The following is a 15,074-nucleotide window of genomic DNA, read 5'->3' as shown; positions in this document are numbered from 1 at the left end:
CGTTTAGAAGCCCTTCGCCGGCTCTCAATCCTCGACATGCCCGCGTCCCCGGCCTTAGAGCGGATCTGTCGTGTCGCCCAGAACCTTTTTGAGATCCCGATCGTCCTCGTAACCTTGGTTGATGCGGAGTGCGTCCGGTTCAAGGCCCGGCTCGGCCTCGGCGACTTGGCTGAGTTGCCCCGGGAGCATGCATTCTGCACCTACACGATCCTGCACGACGTGGCTTTCGTAGTGCCTGACGCGAAGGCGGATCGCCAGTTCGCGTCCTACCCTTATGTCGACGGTGAACCGCAGATCCGGTTTTACGCTGGAGCGCCCCTGATCACCGAGCCCGGCACCCGGCTCGGCTCCCTGTGTGTTCTTGATACCAAACCGCGCCAGTTCACGCCTGAGCAGACAGGAATGTTGCGCGGCCTCAGCCGTCTTGTTGTCGATGAAATCTGGCTTCATCACCTGGAGCAAAGCGGTCGCATTGATCCTGATCCTGCGTCGCTTTCCCATGAGCAGCCTGAGCCTGCCTTTACGTTTGAAATGCCTCTCACGGGTGCCCAGGTGAGAGCAGGCCGTGCCCTGCTGAACTGGTCCGTCCGGGAGTTGGCGGAGGCTTCCGGCGTGTCGCCGATGACGGTCAAACGCATCGAGGCGCAAGGAGGTGACACGGTTCGCAGGGAAAGCCTGAAGGCTGTCGAGCAGGCTCTAAACCAGGCCGGCATATCGTTCCGGTCCTCTTCTCATTTCCGGTGCGGAGTAGGGTTCCAGGCCAATCGGCGCGTCGATCACCAGATCCATGAACCATCCTAAGCTTTAAGCCTTAATCTTCACGTCTCATTAAAGCTTTCTGATCACTCTGGGCTCAGTGCAGTCGAAGAAAGAGCTTTCGATTCTGCCAATCGGCGCCATCGACCTCCACTGAGGGGGATCGTGTGAGCGCCCAATGACGATTGGGGCCGACGATGTTCATGTTCCGCCTAACCAATGAGACGAATGCCAAGCTGTCTGCCCTGGACCGGTCGCAAGCCATCATCGAGTTCAAGCTCGATGGCACTATCCTGGCTGCCAACAACAACTTCCTGTCGGTCTTGGGGTACAGCCTGGCGGAGATTCAGGGCAGGCACCACAGCCTCTTCGTCGATCAGGCCACTCGTGAGAGCCGAGAGTATCGGGAGTTCTGGGCCTCGCTCAGCCGAGGCGAGTTCCAATCCGGCGAATACAGGCGAGTTACCAAAGAAGGCCGCGAGGTATGGATTCAGGCGTCCTACAATCCAATTCTGGGACGCGACGGTAAGCCAACCAAGGTGGTGAAGTTCGCAACAGACATCACACAAGCGAAACTTCGGAATGCCGAGTTCGAGAGCCAGATCAACGCGATCGTTCGTTCGCAGGCGGTCATCGAGTTCAATCTTGATGGAACCATCTTGGCCGCAAACGAGAACTTCCTGGCTGCCTTAGGCTACCAATTGGACGAAATCAAAGGCCGTCACCACGGCATGTTTGTCGAGGCGCCGTATAGGGAAAGCCCCGAATACCGTCAGTTCTGGGCTTCCCTGGGCCATGGAAAGTTCCACGCCGGCGAATACAAGCGCGTGGGGCGAGGCGGCAAAAAAGTCTGGATCCAGGCGTCGTACAACCCGATCTTCGACATGAGCGGCCGTCCGTACAAGGTGATAAAGTTTGCAACCGACATCACCGCGCAGGTGACGGAGCGGCTCCGGCGCGTCGAACTGCAGAAGTCCATTGCTGTTGATCTGAGCGAGATCACGGACGCTGTTGCGAATGTCACAGAGCAGACTTCGACCGCGGCCTATGCTTCTGGTGAAACCTCCCTGAATGTCCAGGCTGTGGCGGCCGGTGCGGAAGAGCTCGCAGCCTCCGTGCACGAGATCAGTCAGCAGGTTGGTCATGCGCTTGCAATCTCTACAGAAGCCGTCGGCCAAGGTCAGCAGACCAGCGCCATTGTGTCGGGATTGACAACGTCCGCTCAGAAGATCGGCGAAATCGTTACGCTCATTGACAAGATTGCCTCTCAGACGAACCTTCTGGCCCTGAATGCTACGATCGAGGCGGCTCGTGCCGGTGAGGCCGGCCGAGGGTTTGCCGTCGTTGCGTCGGAGGTCAAGGACCTGGCCACGCAGACGGCGAAGGCCACCGAGGAGATCAGCGGACAGATCGAACAAACGCAGATCGCGACCCGTCAGGTCGTCGATGCCATCGAACTGATTACGGCCACGGTCGTGAAGATCAACGAAATCTCGGTCGCCGTTTCAGTTGCGATCGAAGAGCAGTCGGCAGTGACACGCGAGATGTCGATCAGCATGCAGATGGCATCGCATCGTGTCTCGTCGATTAGCGGCAGCATGAACGAGATTGTCCGCTCCGCCGAGCTCGTCAGCACCGCAACGCGCAAGGTGCGGGAAGCATCGGCCGCCATGGCCTAGATCGAGCGCTTCTTGCGTGGGGAGAGCCTTTCGAGACCCTGCATCGCTTCCGCACCGGTGAGACGGGTATTCGAAGGTTCCTCTCACCGCAGCTGCGGCGGGGCTCCTCCCGCAGACTGAACGGAAAGGCTGCCGGCCTCGATCCCGGCCGCCACGCTTTTCTCAAGAGCGGAGGTGGCGAGCCATGTGTGCAGGAAGCCCGCATTGAACGCGTCGCCGGCTCCGGTGGTGTCGACCACTGTCACCGAGGGGGCCGGCACAGAGACGCAGGTGGAGTCCTGGGATGCGACAGCGCCATGTTCACCGCGCTTCAGCACGACCAAGGGAAAATGCTTCTGCAGATCGAGCAGGATGGCTTCCGCCGATGTCCCGCCGGTCAACGCGCCTCCCTCCTCCACATTCGGGAGGAAGACGTCGATCCCTGCACATAGCTCGAAAAAACCTGTATCGCGACGGATCAACTGGTCGTCCCAGCTCGGATCAAGCGAGACCGTCAGTCCGCGCCCCTTTGCCATGGCGATCACGTCGGGATTTTCCTTGAGGGTCGCGAACTCCGCGATGTGCAGATGGGCCATGTCAGGCGCGGAAAGCGCCTCCTCCAGGGCGGCTGGTCGCGACGTTCCGGCACGTCGGGAGACGAAAGCTCGTTCGCCGTCTTTGATCAGAGCAACAGTCGGCTGGGGCCCGGCATCGTCCGACCGCTCGACGAACGAGAGGTCGACACCGCTAAATTCAAGCTCAGTTCTGAGGCTTTCCGACAAAGGATCTGTTCCAAGGCGTGTGAGCAGCGCGACCGGCCGGCCGAGAGATGCAATATGAGCTGCCGTGATGTAAGCGCCGCCGCCCGCGACAATAGTCACGGCTTCCGCAAATCGCTCCCGCCCGAGGACGGGCATCTCGTGCAGGCCCGTGAAGATGATGTCGCAATATGTTCTTCCAAGGCACAGAACCTTGGTCCGATCGGAGGCTCTTCCAGTCATTGGACGGCCAATGTTCTCTCTGTCGTCTTGTCGAAGTAATAGAGCCTCTCTGCCGGAGCGTGCAGAGTGAGTTGCTCACCAATTCTCGGAACATCCCGCCCCGGCGCGGAGCCGATGACAGTCTGGTCTCCGCTCTCGATGTGGACGAGTGTCTCGGAGCCCAGGGTTTCCACAACGACGACCGCGCCCGATACGGACATGCATGATGCTCCGGCATTGGTCGGGGTGAAATCCTGCGGACGAACGCCGACCAAGATATCGGATGTCGAGGCCGGCAAGGATGGTACCTTCACAGAGCCGCCGATCGTCAGATCGGCCCGACCTTCCTTCAACGATGCGGGGATTAGATTCATGGTCGGGCTGCCGATGAAGCGTGCGGTGAAGACGTCGACAGGCTTCTCGTAGAGCTCGAGGGGCGAGCCGACCTGCAGGATCCTGCCATCCCTCATCACGACGATCCTGTCCGCCATGGTCATGGCTTCGACCTGGTCGTGGGTCACGAACACGGACGTGGTGCCGAGCCGATGATGAAGCCGTTTGATTTCGATGCGCATCTGGGTGCGCAGCTGAGCATCAAGGTTGGAGAGAGGTTCGTCGAATAGGAACGCCGCAGGATCGCGGACCATGGCCCGCCCGATGGCGACCCGCTGGCGCTGACCGCCCGACAGGGCTGACGGGCGGCGCTCCAGAAGATGCGAGAGGCCAAGGGTCTGCGCGACCTGTTCCACCCGCGCACGCTTCTCGCTCTTCGAGAGATTCGATCGGTAGAGGCCGAAGGCGATGTTGTCGGCAACGGTCACATGCGGATAGATGGCATAGTTCTGGAACACCATGGCGATGTTCCGGTCCTTGGGCTGCAGGTCGTTGACGACGCGACCGTCGATTCTGATCTGCCCGTCGCTGATCTCCTCAAGCCCCGCGATCATCCGCAGCGTCGTGGATTTGCCGCATCCCGAGGGGCCGACCAGAACGACGAATTCGCCATCCTGGATCGCGAGGTCGATGCCATGGACAACGGCCGTCTGCCCGTATCTCTTGACGAGGCGGTCTATTTCGATGGTCGCCATCAGCGAGCTCCGAGAAGTGCATTGAAGCGGCTTTGAAGATCCTGCGCCGCGGCACGAGCACGGGTCTCGGTGTCCGTCAGCCGGCTGCGGATCTGTGTGATTTCGAGATTGTACCCTGCAATCGCTTGAGCCAGTGCACCCGGGGCTGGTCCCCCGAATCGGTTGCGGACGGCAACGAAGTTCTCGGGCGAGACTATTTCGCCGAATTGCACCGGAGTGATACGTGTCTCACGACCCGCACAGCGACTGAAGGCCATCTGGAATGGCCCGTAGCCATCGCCGGCAATATCTCCGCCGACGGCGACGACGGATCGCGCGACCTCCGCCGCGATCTCATGGGCTTCGCGGAAGGACAGACCCTCTAGGCGAACGAGGCTGTCGGCGAGCTCCGTCACAGTGATGCAGCTGCGACGGATGTTCTGTCGAACTCGATCGGCGTCGATCCGCAGGGACGGGACGAGGACTGCGAGGAGATCAAGGACCCGCCCGCCGCTTTCGAAGGCACCATAGCCGAAGCCCTGGCTTTCCCCTTCGCTGTCGTTCATGTCGGTGAAGGGCGTGTTGTGCATGATCGTGAGCATCGCCTGCGCCCGCCCGACGGTCTGGGACGATAGATGTCTCATATGCTCGATCGGGACAGGGTTACGCTTCTGCGGCATGATCGATGAGATCTGCACGAAGGCATTGGGAACGTAAACCTGCCCGACCTCGAAGCTCGTCCAGAACTGAAGGTCCTGGATGAAGCGGCCGAGATGCAGGAAGATCAACTCGATGGCGGAATAAGTGGACGTGATATAGTCGATCGAGGCGATGCAGCCGTAGGAGTTCTGCAGAGGACGGCGGAAGCCGAGCAAGTGAGCCATCAGCTCGCGATCGATGGGGAAGCCGCTCGTCGTGATGGCGGCGGCGCCCATCGGACTCCGGTCGACGATGTCCCGTGCCGCCTCAAGTCGGGCGATGTCGCGCAGCAGGGTCTCAAGAACGGCGGACAGGTAATGACCGAAGACGGTCGGCTGCGCTGGCTGACCGTGGGTATAGGCAACGATCAGCGTTCCGCTTTCCCGCTCCGCCACGGATGCGAGGATCTCGGCCAGCCGAACCAAGCGCTTCAACAGCGGATCGATGCGGTGCTTGAGGCCGAGTTTGAACAGCGTGTGGTCGATATCGTTGCGCGAGCGTGCGGTATGCAGGCGCCCGGCGAGGTCCGGCCCGAGGCGGGCGCGCAGCTGCTTTTCGATGAGGAAGAAGAAGTCTTCGACCTCGCCGGTATAGGTCAGGGAGCTGACGTCAACCTCGCGATCGATGGCTTCGAGCGCTTGAGCGATCGGCCGAGCCTGCTCCAACGTCAGGATTCCCGTCTCGTGGAGCATCACGAGATGCGCCCTGTCGATGAGACGGAAGCCCTCGACATGGTGATCCTTGGCGCCGTCGAAAAGAGGACGCAGCACCGTCTCCTTGTAGATCGGATCCGGAAAGGTGGATGTGTCGTTGAACGTGCCTGAGGTCATCGGCTTCAGCCTTTAAGTCCGGCCAGCATCACGCCTCGGACGATGTAGCGTTGAAGAAACAGGAAGATAACGAGCGTAGGAAGGGTGGCGATGCTTGCCCCCGTCATGATCTTCTCCCACTGGATGGACTGCTCTACCGCGAAGCTGGAGAGCCCGACCGGCAGCGTGTAGAGCTCTGCACTGGTCGTCACGATGAGCGGCCAGAAGAAGGCCGTCCAGTTGCCGAGGAAAGTGAAGATCGCGAGCGCCGACAGGGCAGGGGTCACGAGAGGCATGGCGATCTTCCACCAGATGGTGAACTCGTTCAGGCCGTCAATCCTCGCGGCCTCCAGGAAGTCGTCAGGTACGCCTTCGAAGAACTGCTTCATCAGGAAGGTCCCGAATGCCGTCATCATGCCCGGGAACATGATGCCCCAATAGCTGTCGAGCCATCCGAACCGACTCGCCATGAGGTACCAGGGCAAGACCAGCATTTCGGTCGGGATCATCAGTGTGGACAGTATGGCGATGAACACGATGTAGCGACCCCGAAACCTGAATTTCGCCAGGGTGTAGCCGACCAGACTGTCGAAAAATACATTAGAGAGAGTGACGATCACGGCCACGATCGTGGAATTGATCAGCCAACGTGTGAAGCGTCCGTCGCCCAGGATCTCGATGTAGTTGTCGAGGGTCGGCGCTGCCGGAACGACGCGCAGATCGTAGACCTGCGAAGCGTCTTTGAGGGATGTCGACAGCATGAAGAGCAGGGGCGTCACCATGATGATGCCGCCGATGAACAGGAGCGTCCAGGCGACGATCCGTCCGGGCCTGATCCGCGACATGGGCAGAGACCCGCGGGAGGATGCGACAGGGGTCATCAGCGATCTCTCATGATGCGCAGCTGGACAAGGGAGATTACGAGGAGGATCACGAACAGAACCACGGTTTGGGCAGCCGCGTAGCCCATCTCGTAGGAGCTGAAGGCGGTCTGGTAGATCATCAGCACGAGCGGCTTGGTCGAGTTCAATGGCCCGCCGGGATCGTTCGTGTTGATGTTGTAGACCTGGTCGAAGATCCGCAGAAACCCGATGGACGAGAATACGACCAGGAACACGAGGGTCGGCTTGAGCAAGGGGATCGTGATCCTGCGCAGGATCGCGCTCTCAGACAGCCCGTCGATCCGCGCCGCTTCGTAATAGGTCACCGGGATGGCGCGCAATCCAGCCAGGAAGATGATGATCTGGAAGCCGAGGCCGGCCCAGACGGCCGGTGCGAGGACGGCCGGAAGCGCCTGTGTGGTCGAGCGGAGGAACGGCTGCTGAGGGATCCCGAAACTCGCAAGGATGTCGTTGATCACGCCAATGGGAACGGGCTGGTAGAACCAGCGCCAGACCCATGCCATCGCGGCCGCCGTGGTGAGAAACGGCAGGAAATACAAGGCGCGGATGAAGGAGTGCATGAAGCGCACCCGGTCGAGATAGTAGGCCACGGTGAACGAGATCAGCAGGCTGATCGGTGTGCCGAGGATCAGGTAAAGGAAGGTGTTGCGGAACACCTGCCAGAAGAGCGCGTCGGCAAAGAGTCTCTTGTAATTCTCAAGCCCCACGAAGGAGGCAGGTCGCGTGATGGTCCAATCTGTGACGGACAGATAGAAGGCCTGGAATGTCGGCCAGAAGCGGATCACCACGTAGAAGAGAAGGGGAACCGCAAGGAAGCCCCACGCCCAGATCCGCTGCTTCTGGCCAAGGCTCATCCTCGACCAAAGGCCGCCGGTGGCGACCTCCTGATGTGCGATGCTGGACATGGGCTGTTCCCTGCGGTCTCGATAGTCAGCGCTTGGCGCGATCGATGATCGCCTGCTCGGCTTCGGCCGCCTTGGCGAGCGAGGTCTTCGGGTCCTCCCCGCCGATCAGGATTCGGTTCACCATATCGATGGCTCCCTGCCGCTGGGCAGTCTCATCCTTGAACAGGGTCGTGTGGGAGTATTCCAAGCCCTTGAGGAATGGCCCATAGATGGGATGCCCGGTGTTCTCGGGCGTGAGAGCGGCGGCACGCCGCGCCGGCAGTTCGCCCACGACCTCCATCCAGATCTTCATGGCGTCAGGAGAGGAGACGTACTTCAGGAACTTCTCGGCCGCCGCGAGCTTTTCGCCCTCCGCCTTGGCAGTGATCGCGTTGGCGAAGTAGCTGGCGTAGTTGCTGCGCACGCCCTGTGCATTGGCGGGAAGTTCGGTCACACCCCACTCGAAGCTCTTGATGGCGCCGAACGAGCCGAGGCGGAAGGTGCCGTCGATGGTCATGGCGGCGAGGCCCGCGCGAAAGGCGGCCTGCCCTTCGTCCATGAAGCCCGTCTGGCCGACCTTATGCTTCTTTTGCAGGTCCGTGTAGAAGGTGAGCGCCTTCAGGCCCGCCTCGTCGTTGTAGGCGACCTTGGTGTCGTTGTCCGTGTAGGGCACACCGCCGAACTGTCGGATCAGGACTTCCCGCCACCATTGGTGGTCCTGCCCACCCATGTCGAGAGTCATGCCCGCGGAGGTGATGTTGCCGCTGCCATCGCGCTTGGTAGTTTTCTCAGCGGCAGCAACAAGCTCCTCAAGCGTCTTGGGCGGGTTGTTGGGGTCGAGACCCGCATCCTTGAAGATCTTCTTGTTGTAGAAGAGCGCGAGGGAGCGAACGGCAGTCGGTAGGCCATAATACTCGTTGCCGCGCTTCATAGCGCTGATGATCGGGAAGAAATCACGTTCGATTTCCGCAGCCGGAAAGGCCTCGGCGCGGAGGGGACGGATCATCTTGCCGGCGATGAAGTTGTCGGTCCAACCGTAGAAGAGCTGCACGACATCCGGTCCTTGACCCGCAAGAATCGCTGCGGCGACCTTCGTCTGGTAATCGGCGTAGGGAAACGTCGTCTGCTTGACCTTTATGTCCGGATTGGCCTCCTGGAACTTCGCGATCAGCTGAGTCATCGCCTTGACACGCGTGTCGAAGACATACTGCCAATATTCGATCTCGACCGCTTTTGCCCCTGAGGCAGCCAAGGTGACGACGCCTAGAGCGACGCTCGCGAGCATGTGACGAAAACTCATATCCCTCTCCATTCTGCAGGCGCGTGGGCGCCGAAAAATCTCTGGCGGCGGCCTTCGAACGGGCCATTCCAGATTCAAGGCTCCTCCAGAGTGGTCGGCCTGTCAATAAGATAATTAACTTGAGTTATTCATTGCTTCAGGTCATCGTCCCTTTGGTGGAGTGGTCGAGATGCCGAGAAAACCAAAATCAGGTGCGCCATCGACGATCGGAAGCAATCCGGAGCGGAACCGCTTCCACAACCGACGCGTGGTGCTGGACGTGGTGCGGCAACTGGGACCGGTTGGGAGGATGGAGATCTCGCGCCATGCGCATCTGAGCACTCAAGCCGTCTCGAACATTGTTGAGGATCTTGTCGCCGACGGGCTGTTGATCAGAACAGGCCGGCTCAGAGCGGGGCGCGGCCTGCCGCCGATCCAGTTTGCCGTCAATCCGAACGGCGGGATGACGGCCGGGGTCGAAATCGCGGCCGATCATATCTGCACGCTTCTGATCGATATCGGCGGACACGTTCGAGCCCAGCGCCACATCCCCATTCCGCAGAACGACCCCGAGGCCGTGCTTCCCGTCATCAAGGCCGAGATCGACGCGGCGCAGACGCAATTACAGCCTCCCGTACCGCAACTCCTCGGTGTCGGGGTCGTGATGCCGGGTCCGTTCAACGTGGATGGCATGACATCTGTCGGACCCACGACGCTGTCCGGGTGGCTGGACTTCGATGCGGTCGCCCATATTGGCGGCATGCTGGGGGTGCCTGTCACGCTGGAGAACGATGCCACCGCTGCTGCCGTGGGCGAGCGCCTTCATGGCGTGGCCAAGGATCTGAAGAACTTCTGCCTGATATATTTCGGACAAGGACTGGGCCTCGGCATCATGATCGACGGTCGCCCGTATCGCGGGGCGAACGGCAACGCGGGCGAGATCGGGCATGTGCTGGTGGAGAAGGGAGGGCGCCTTTGCTCTTGCGGTCAGAAGGGCTGTCTTGAAGCCTATGCCTCCTTCCACGCGCTCGCTCAACAATTGGCAGCGGCCGGAGTTGACCCCATCGACGATGCGGATCTTGAGCGCCTGCACCGCGAGAGGCATCCCGTCGTTCTCGGATGGATCAGGGAAGCTGCCGGATATCTAGCTCCGCAGGTCGCAATGCTCGAAAATCTCTTCGATCCAGAAGCCATCGTCCTGGGCGGCGTTCTTCCACCCGGATTGCTGGAGGAACTCGTGGAGGCCATGCAGCCCCTGCCTCTGTCGGTCGCACGGCGCAGGAACCGGAGCGAGGCACGCCTGATCCACGGGCGGACCGGCCGCTCGACGGCGGCGCTCGGCGCAGCCGCATTGCCGCTTCTGGAGACCATGACCCCGCGTCTCGATAAGGCTCACGCTGCCCGCCGCGAACAACCGACCGAGGAGATCTCCCTTGCCGGATGACCACAGCCGTCTCGCCCGTGCCGTTCATCAGCCAGCCCTCGTTCGCCTGCACCGTGCCCTGAGCCGGCTCACCTCCGTGCTGACCGTGATGAACACGGGCGCACATCCGGACGACGAGATCAACGGGATGCTGGCGGCTTTCCGCCTTGCTTATGGGATGAGGATCGTGGTCGCATGCTCGACGCGAGGTGAGGGAGGACAGAACGCTCTCGGCCCGGAGCGGGGCGGAGCGCTCGGCGTTCTGCGGACGGCCGAGATGGAGGAAGCGGCGCGTCGCATCGATGCCGACGTGGCATGGCTGGGTCATGGACCCGACGATCCGGTTCACGATTTCGGATTCTCCAAGAATGGCGACGACACGTTACGGCGATGGGGCGAGGAGCGGATCATCGAACGGCTTGTCCGGGCCTATCGACAGTATCGACCCGACATCGTGATCCCTACATTCCTGGATGTGCCGGGGCAGCATGGCCATCACAGGGCCATGACGCGTGCCGCCGAAGCGGCGCTGGCTATGGCCGCCGACCCGGCGGCGTTTCCCGAGCATGCCGCAATGGGGCTCGCACCGTGGCAGGTTTCCAAGTTCTATCTCCCGGCATGGTCGGGAGCGGGCTACGCCTACGACGATGAGGTGCCGCCGCCGCCTGCAACGCTCGGCGTTCAGGTCGCCAGTGGCGATCCTGTCACTGGCTTAGCCTATCGGCAACTGGGGGAGTGGTCTCGCGCCGCGCATGCGTCTCAGGGAATGGGGGTGTGGCGGAACAACCCGGTCGATCAATGGGAGCTTCATCTGAAGATCCAGGCCGGCGGCACGCCGGGTGCAGAACATGATATCCGCGATCACCTGCCTGCAAGCCTCGGTGATCTCGGCACCGTGATGGGAGCGGCGGAAGCGCTTGGCGCCGCTCTGCGGGAGGCGCAGGAGCGCATTGATGCCGCGCTGGCGGCATTCCCCGATCGCACAATGGTCGGAAGAACACTCAGCAATGCGGCAAAACTGATCGAGGACACGCGGAACCGCCTGGACGGGCCTGCGCTCGACCAATGGGGGCACCGCCTCGACCGGAAGTTGCGCGAGATCGATGCCGCGCTCTTCGAAGCCAATGTGAAAACGGCGAGAGCGACCTTCCAGGGGATGGCTCATCCGGGTGCCGAGATCGGTCTGGATGTTGCCATCGATGTGCCTGGCCTCGCGAAGCTCTCGGTCACACCGCGACTTCCGACCGGGATCCGAGCGACGGAAGTATCCCGTGAGGCGGGGCTCGTCCGTTATGCGATCAGCATTCCTGAAACAGCCCCGCACACGGGAAACTACCCGGAAGCGTTCGACCCCCTGGGCGGCAATGGTCAGGCCGGCATTCGCATCGCGGGTGAGCTTCACGATCGCATCGTCCGGATTGATCTGGATGCCGAAGAGCCATTGTCGATCAGGCCATCCCAATCCCTCTCGCTTGAGCCAGGCTTCGCGGTGGTGAGCGCCCAAAGACCGGCGTCCGGTGTACGGGTGCGGGTTGCCGGAGCGAACCCTTCAGACTGGCAGGTGCCGCCAGGCTGGAGCATTCGGCGCCACGACGATGATTGGATGATCGTGCCGCCCCATCGGGCAGAGCCCGGTCTTGTGAGTTTCATCCCGATCGTCGAGGGCAGACCAGCGAGCACGGTGAGAGCCATTGCCTATCCTCATGTGCGGCCGACCGCGTACGTGGCGCCGGTGGAGTTCAAGGTTCTGATGCTCGATGTAGCGTTGCCGAGAGATGCTCGTATTGGATATGTCGGTGGCGGAAGCGACAATGTCGGCACGCATATGCGCCGTCTCGGGCTCGATGTGACGGATCTGGCGGAAGCCGACCTGAAGGACGGTTCTCTCTCGACGTTTACCACCATCGTCATCGGCATCTTTGCATTCGGGTTGAGACGCGACCTACAGTCCGCGACTGCTCGAGTGCATCGCTTCGTGGAGGAGGGTGGTCATCTCGTGACGCTCTACCATCGTCCGACGGATGGCTGGGATCCGGATCGGACGCCGCCCCGCCGCCTGTCTATCGGTTCGCCGTCCCTGCGGTGGCGCGTGACGGACCCTGCCGCCCCTGTGACGGTTCTGCAACCGGAACATCGCCTGCTCACAGCCCCGAATAGGATTGGGCTGGAGGATTGGCAAGGCTGGGATAAGGAGAGAGGTCTCTACTTCGCCGCCCATTACGACCCGGCCTATGAAAGGCTTCTGTCCCTCCACGATCCTGGCGAGGAACCGCTCACGGGTTCTCTGATCTCGGCTCCCGTCGGCCGCGGGCGGCACACGCATGTGGCGCTGGTGTTGCACCATCAGCTCGACAGGCTCGTTCCTGGGGCCTTCCGCCTCCTGGCGAACCTGGTTCAACCAGCCTGAGAGGACATGGCGACCGAGTCGGAAGGCAGTGCGAGTACGCCTCCTGTTCCATTATGGATCAGCGCAGGGTGGCTCTTGCTCGACATGGCGCTGGTCACGACCATGCAGGCCATCGTCAAAGCCGAGGGCGCGATCTACCCAGCGGTTCAACTTGTCTTTCTGCGTTCGCTGGTCGGCTTTTTGTCGGTGACGCCGCTCGTTTGGCGCCACCGCCAGAAGCTGACCGACCTCTCGAACATTCGCGGGCATCTCGCTCGTGTGGCTTTCAACTCGGCGGCTCTGACCCTCAATTTCGCAGCCTTCGCCGTCTTGCCGCTGGCGCTGGTGACCGCCATCGGATTCACGCGACCGCTCGTACTCCTCGCGATGGCAGCCCTCATGCTGGGAGAGCATGTGAGCCGGATACGCTACGCTTTCACGGCGCTCGGATTCCTTGGCGTTATCGTCATGGTGCGGCCCGACGCGATCCCGTGGAACTTCGGTCTGCTGGCTTCTTTCGGATCGGTGTTCTTCGGCTCTCTCGCGGTCGTTCAGACGAGGCGTCTTGCCGGGGAGGACACAGTCGTTTTGATGCTCTTCTACACGGTTGGCCTGACGCTCCTGACATCCGTTCCTGCAGCCGTCGTCTGGGTGCCGATTCCGTGGGACGAAGCGCCCCGCATCATCCTCGTCGGCGTTCTGGCGCAGCTTGGCCAATATTGCTGGCTGCAGGCTTACCAGAAACAGGAGGCTCACCTCCTTGCGCCCATCGGATATCTGTCAATCCTCTTCTCGGGATCGGCAGGATGGCTCTATTTCGGCGAGATCCCGTCCCTGTCCGTGTGTGCCGGCGCCGCGATCGTGGTTCTCACCACCATGCTGGCGACACCAGCCGAGCGCTGGCTGAAGAATGCCAACAGGCCGTGAGGCCAGGGCCTCGGCGACTATCCCCATCGCCCTCTCAACTTCCTTGTCATTCAAGTCGTGAGACGCCCGTCAAGGTGCCGGTGCGGGCGTGGCGTCGGTGTCATCGCCAGCCCAGCGCCGGAGCGACGTGCTGCAGGATGGCCTCGATGACATGGGCGTTATAGTCGACACCGAGCTGGTTCGGCACCGTCAAAAGGAGCGTGTCGGCCTCGGCAATGGCCTCATCGGCCTTGAGCTCCTCCACGAGCCTGTCCGGCTCGGCTGCATAAGAGCGACCGAAGATTGCCCGCATGTCGTCGATGACGCCGATCTGATCGCTATCCTTGCCGCGACCGAAATAAGCCCGGTCACGGTCGCTCACGAGTGCGAAGATCGAGCGCGAGACGGACACGCGAGGCGCGCGGGCGTGCCCTGCCTCTGTCCATGCTTGCCTGTAACGGCGGATCTGCTTGGCCTGCTGGATGTGGAAGGGCTCGCCCGTCTCGTCCTCCTTCAGGGTCGAACTCTGGAGATTCATGCCCTGCTGCGCGGCCCATACAGCGGTCGCGTTCGAGGCGGATCCCCACCAGATGCGCTGGCGCAGGCCCTCCGAATGCGGCTCGAGGCGCAGCAGGCCGGGAGGGTTCGGAAACATCGGCCGCGGGTTCGGCTCGGCGAAGCCTTCTCCTTTGATGACGTTCAGGAACATTTCCGTGTGGTGACGGGCCATGTCGGCATCGCTTTGACCTTCTTCGGGCGCGTATCCGAAATACCGCCAGCCATCGATCACCTGCTCGGGCGAGCCGCGGCTGATGCCGAGCTGCAGACGCCCGCCGCTGATCAGATCGGCCGCACCTGCATCCTCGGCCATGTAGAGAGGGTTCTCGTAGCGCATGTCGATCACGGCGGTGCCGATCTCGATCCGCTTCGTCCTCGCCCCGATCGCCGCCAGAAGCGGGAAGGGCGAGGCGAGCTGGCGTGCGAAATGATGGACGCGGAAGTAAGCGCCATCCGCTCCAAGCTCCTCGGCCGCCATGGTAAGATCGATGGACTGGAGGAGCGTATCGCGCGCCGAACGCGTCTGTGACTGCGGCGAGGGCGACCAGTGCCCAAACGAGAGGAATCCGATCTTCTTCATGATGCAGTCCTATGCGAGTGCCTTCGATCGATTCGCCACGATAGCAGGTCGGTCGGCTGTTCGTGCAGAGGCTTTCCCCGCAAGCCCAGCTCCGCCGGGTCGGCGATATCTGGCGAGGGGTGTGGTATGAGGGCCGAGGGCGTTTGGTGACCTCGGCCGCTCCGGTTCGGAATCAGGTCGTTCTCAT

12 protein-coding genes are annotated in these 15,074 nt (G+C 61.7%); 5 read left to right on the top strand and 7 right to left on the bottom strand.

Features of this window, described 5'->3' with window-relative positions; all coding sequences use genetic code 11:
• The first annotated feature begins 36 nt into the window (after window positions 1-36).
• Window positions 37-801, top strand: coding sequence for a GAF domain-containing protein (locus HPT29_RS28940; RefSeq protein WP_432807271.1), 765 nt, complete (start codon window positions 37-39; stop codon window positions 799-801).
• Between the two features lie 152 nt (window positions 802-953).
• Window positions 954-2,435, top strand: coding sequence for a methyl-accepting chemotaxis protein (locus HPT29_RS23330; protein ID WP_173949359.1), 1,482 nt, complete (start codon window positions 954-956; stop codon window positions 2,433-2,435).
• A gap of 83 nt (window positions 2,436-2,518) precedes the next feature.
• On the opposite strand, the gene HPT29_RS23325 is transcribed toward HPT29_RS23330, so the two are convergent.
• The 6 genes from HPT29_RS23325 to HPT29_RS23300 are packed head-to-tail and all read right to left on the bottom strand — an operon-like array spanning window position 2,519 to window position 9,055.
• The gene (locus HPT29_RS23325) at window positions 2,519-3,415 is read right to left on the bottom strand and encodes a carbohydrate kinase family protein (RefSeq protein WP_173949358.1); all 897 of its coding nucleotides are present in this window, start codon (window positions 3,413-3,415) and stop codon (window positions 2,519-2,521) included.
• Window positions 3,412-4,482: an ABC transporter ATP-binding protein gene (locus HPT29_RS23320; RefSeq protein WP_173949357.1), complete on the bottom strand. Its 1,071-nt coding sequence runs from the start codon at window positions 4,480-4,482 to the stop codon at window positions 3,412-3,414. The genes HPT29_RS23325 and HPT29_RS23320 overlap by 4 nt, the downstream gene beginning before the upstream one ends.
• Window positions 4,482-5,990 carry an argininosuccinate lyase gene (argH, locus tag HPT29_RS23315; protein WP_173949356.1) on the bottom strand — a complete coding sequence of 503 codons (1,509 nt, stop codon included), beginning with the start codon at window positions 5,988-5,990 and terminating at the stop codon, window positions 4,482-4,484. Before argH ends, HPT29_RS23320 begins: the two co-directional genes overlap by 1 nt.
• A 5-nt stretch (window positions 5,991-5,995) precedes the next feature.
• The gene (locus HPT29_RS23310; protein ID WP_173949355.1) at window positions 5,996-6,850 is read right to left on the bottom strand and encodes a carbohydrate ABC transporter permease; all 855 of its coding nucleotides are present in this window, start codon (window positions 6,848-6,850) and stop codon (window positions 5,996-5,998) included.
• On the bottom strand, window positions 6,850-7,776 hold the full coding sequence (locus HPT29_RS23305) for a carbohydrate ABC transporter permease (RefSeq protein ID WP_173949354.1): 927 nt from the start codon (window positions 7,774-7,776) through the stop codon (window positions 6,850-6,852). Before HPT29_RS23305 ends, HPT29_RS23310 begins: the two co-directional genes overlap by 1 nt.
• Before the next feature lie 25 nt (window positions 7,777-7,801).
• Window positions 7,802-9,055, bottom strand: coding sequence for a sugar ABC transporter substrate-binding protein (locus tag HPT29_RS23300; protein WP_173949353.1), 1,254 nt, complete (start codon window positions 9,053-9,055; stop codon window positions 7,802-7,804).
• Window positions 9,056-9,224: 169 nt separating this feature from the next.
• Between HPT29_RS23300 and HPT29_RS23295 the strand changes: the two genes are divergently transcribed.
• The 3 genes from HPT29_RS23295 to HPT29_RS23285 all read left to right on the top strand — a co-directional run bounded on the left by HPT29_RS23295 (window position 9,225) and on the right by HPT29_RS23285 (window position 13,770).
• Entirely contained in the window at window positions 9,225-10,478 is a 1,254-nt protein-coding gene (locus HPT29_RS23295) for an ROK family transcriptional regulator (protein ID WP_173949352.1), read from the top strand.
• Window positions 10,468-12,864 (top strand): PIG-L family deacetylase, encoded by a 2,397-nt coding sequence (locus HPT29_RS23290; RefSeq protein WP_259060309.1) that lies wholly within the window; start codon window positions 10,468-10,470, stop codon window positions 12,862-12,864. Before HPT29_RS23295 ends, HPT29_RS23290 begins: the two co-directional genes overlap by 11 nt.
• Before the next feature lie 84 nt (window positions 12,865-12,948).
• The gene (locus HPT29_RS23285; protein ID WP_259060308.1) at window positions 12,949-13,770 is read left to right on the top strand and encodes a DMT family transporter; all 822 of its coding nucleotides are present in this window, start codon (window positions 12,949-12,951) and stop codon (window positions 13,768-13,770) included.
• Between the two features lie 100 nt (window positions 13,771-13,870).
• Here HPT29_RS23285 and HPT29_RS23280 read toward each other — a convergent pair whose 3' ends face one another.
• A complete protein-coding gene (locus tag HPT29_RS23280; RefSeq protein WP_173949350.1) occupies window positions 13,871-14,887 on the bottom strand; it encodes an LLM class flavin-dependent oxidoreductase in 1,017 nt (338 codons plus the stop codon).
• Between the last annotated feature and the right edge of the window lie 187 nt (window positions 14,888-15,074).

Source organism: Microvirga terrae (assembly GCF_013307435.2).
Taxonomy (GTDB): domain Bacteria; phylum Pseudomonadota; class Alphaproteobacteria; order Rhizobiales; family Beijerinckiaceae; genus Microvirga; species Microvirga terrae.
This window is presented reverse-complemented; position numbering and strand designations above follow the sequence as displayed.

What these genes read in the sequence shown, in the direction of transcription:
- HPT29_RS23330 (WP_173949359.1), top strand. Translation starts at nt 954, where the DNA reads ATGTTCATGTTCCGCCTAACCAATGAGACGAATGCCAAGCTGTCTGCC.
- HPT29_RS23280 (WP_173949350.1), bottom strand. Translation starts at nt 14,887, where the DNA reads ATGAAGAAGATCGGATTCCTCTCGTTTGGGCACTGGTCGCCCTCGCCG.
- HPT29_RS28940 (WP_432807271.1), top strand. Translation starts at nt 37, where the DNA reads ATGCCCGCGTCCCCGGCCTTAGAGCGGATCTGTCGTGTCGCCCAGAAC.
- HPT29_RS23305 (WP_173949354.1), bottom strand. Translation starts at nt 7,776, where the DNA reads ATGTCCAGCATCGCACATCAGGAGGTCGCCACCGGCGGCCTTTGGTCG.
- HPT29_RS23320 (WP_173949357.1), bottom strand. Translation starts at nt 4,482, where the DNA reads ATGGCGACCATCGAAATAGACCGCCTCGTCAAGAGATACGGGCAGACG.
- HPT29_RS23300 (WP_173949353.1), bottom strand. Translation starts at nt 9,055, where the DNA reads ATGAGTTTTCGTCACATGCTCGCGAGCGTCGCTCTAGGCGTCGTCACC.
- argH (WP_173949356.1), bottom strand. Translation starts at nt 5,990, where the DNA reads ATGACCTCAGGCACGTTCAACGACACATCCACCTTTCCGGATCCGATC.
- HPT29_RS23325 (WP_173949358.1), bottom strand. Translation starts at nt 3,415, where the DNA reads ATGACTGGAAGAGCCTCCGATCGGACCAAGGTTCTGTGCCTTGGAAGA.
- HPT29_RS23285 (WP_259060308.1), top strand. Translation starts at nt 12,949, where the DNA reads ATGGCGCTGGTCACGACCATGCAGGCCATCGTCAAAGCCGAGGGCGCG.
- HPT29_RS23310 (WP_173949355.1), bottom strand. Translation starts at nt 6,850, where the DNA reads ATGACCCCTGTCGCATCCTCCCGCGGGTCTCTGCCCATGTCGCGGATC.
- HPT29_RS23295 (WP_173949352.1), top strand. Translation starts at nt 9,225, where the DNA reads ATGCCGAGAAAACCAAAATCAGGTGCGCCATCGACGATCGGAAGCAAT.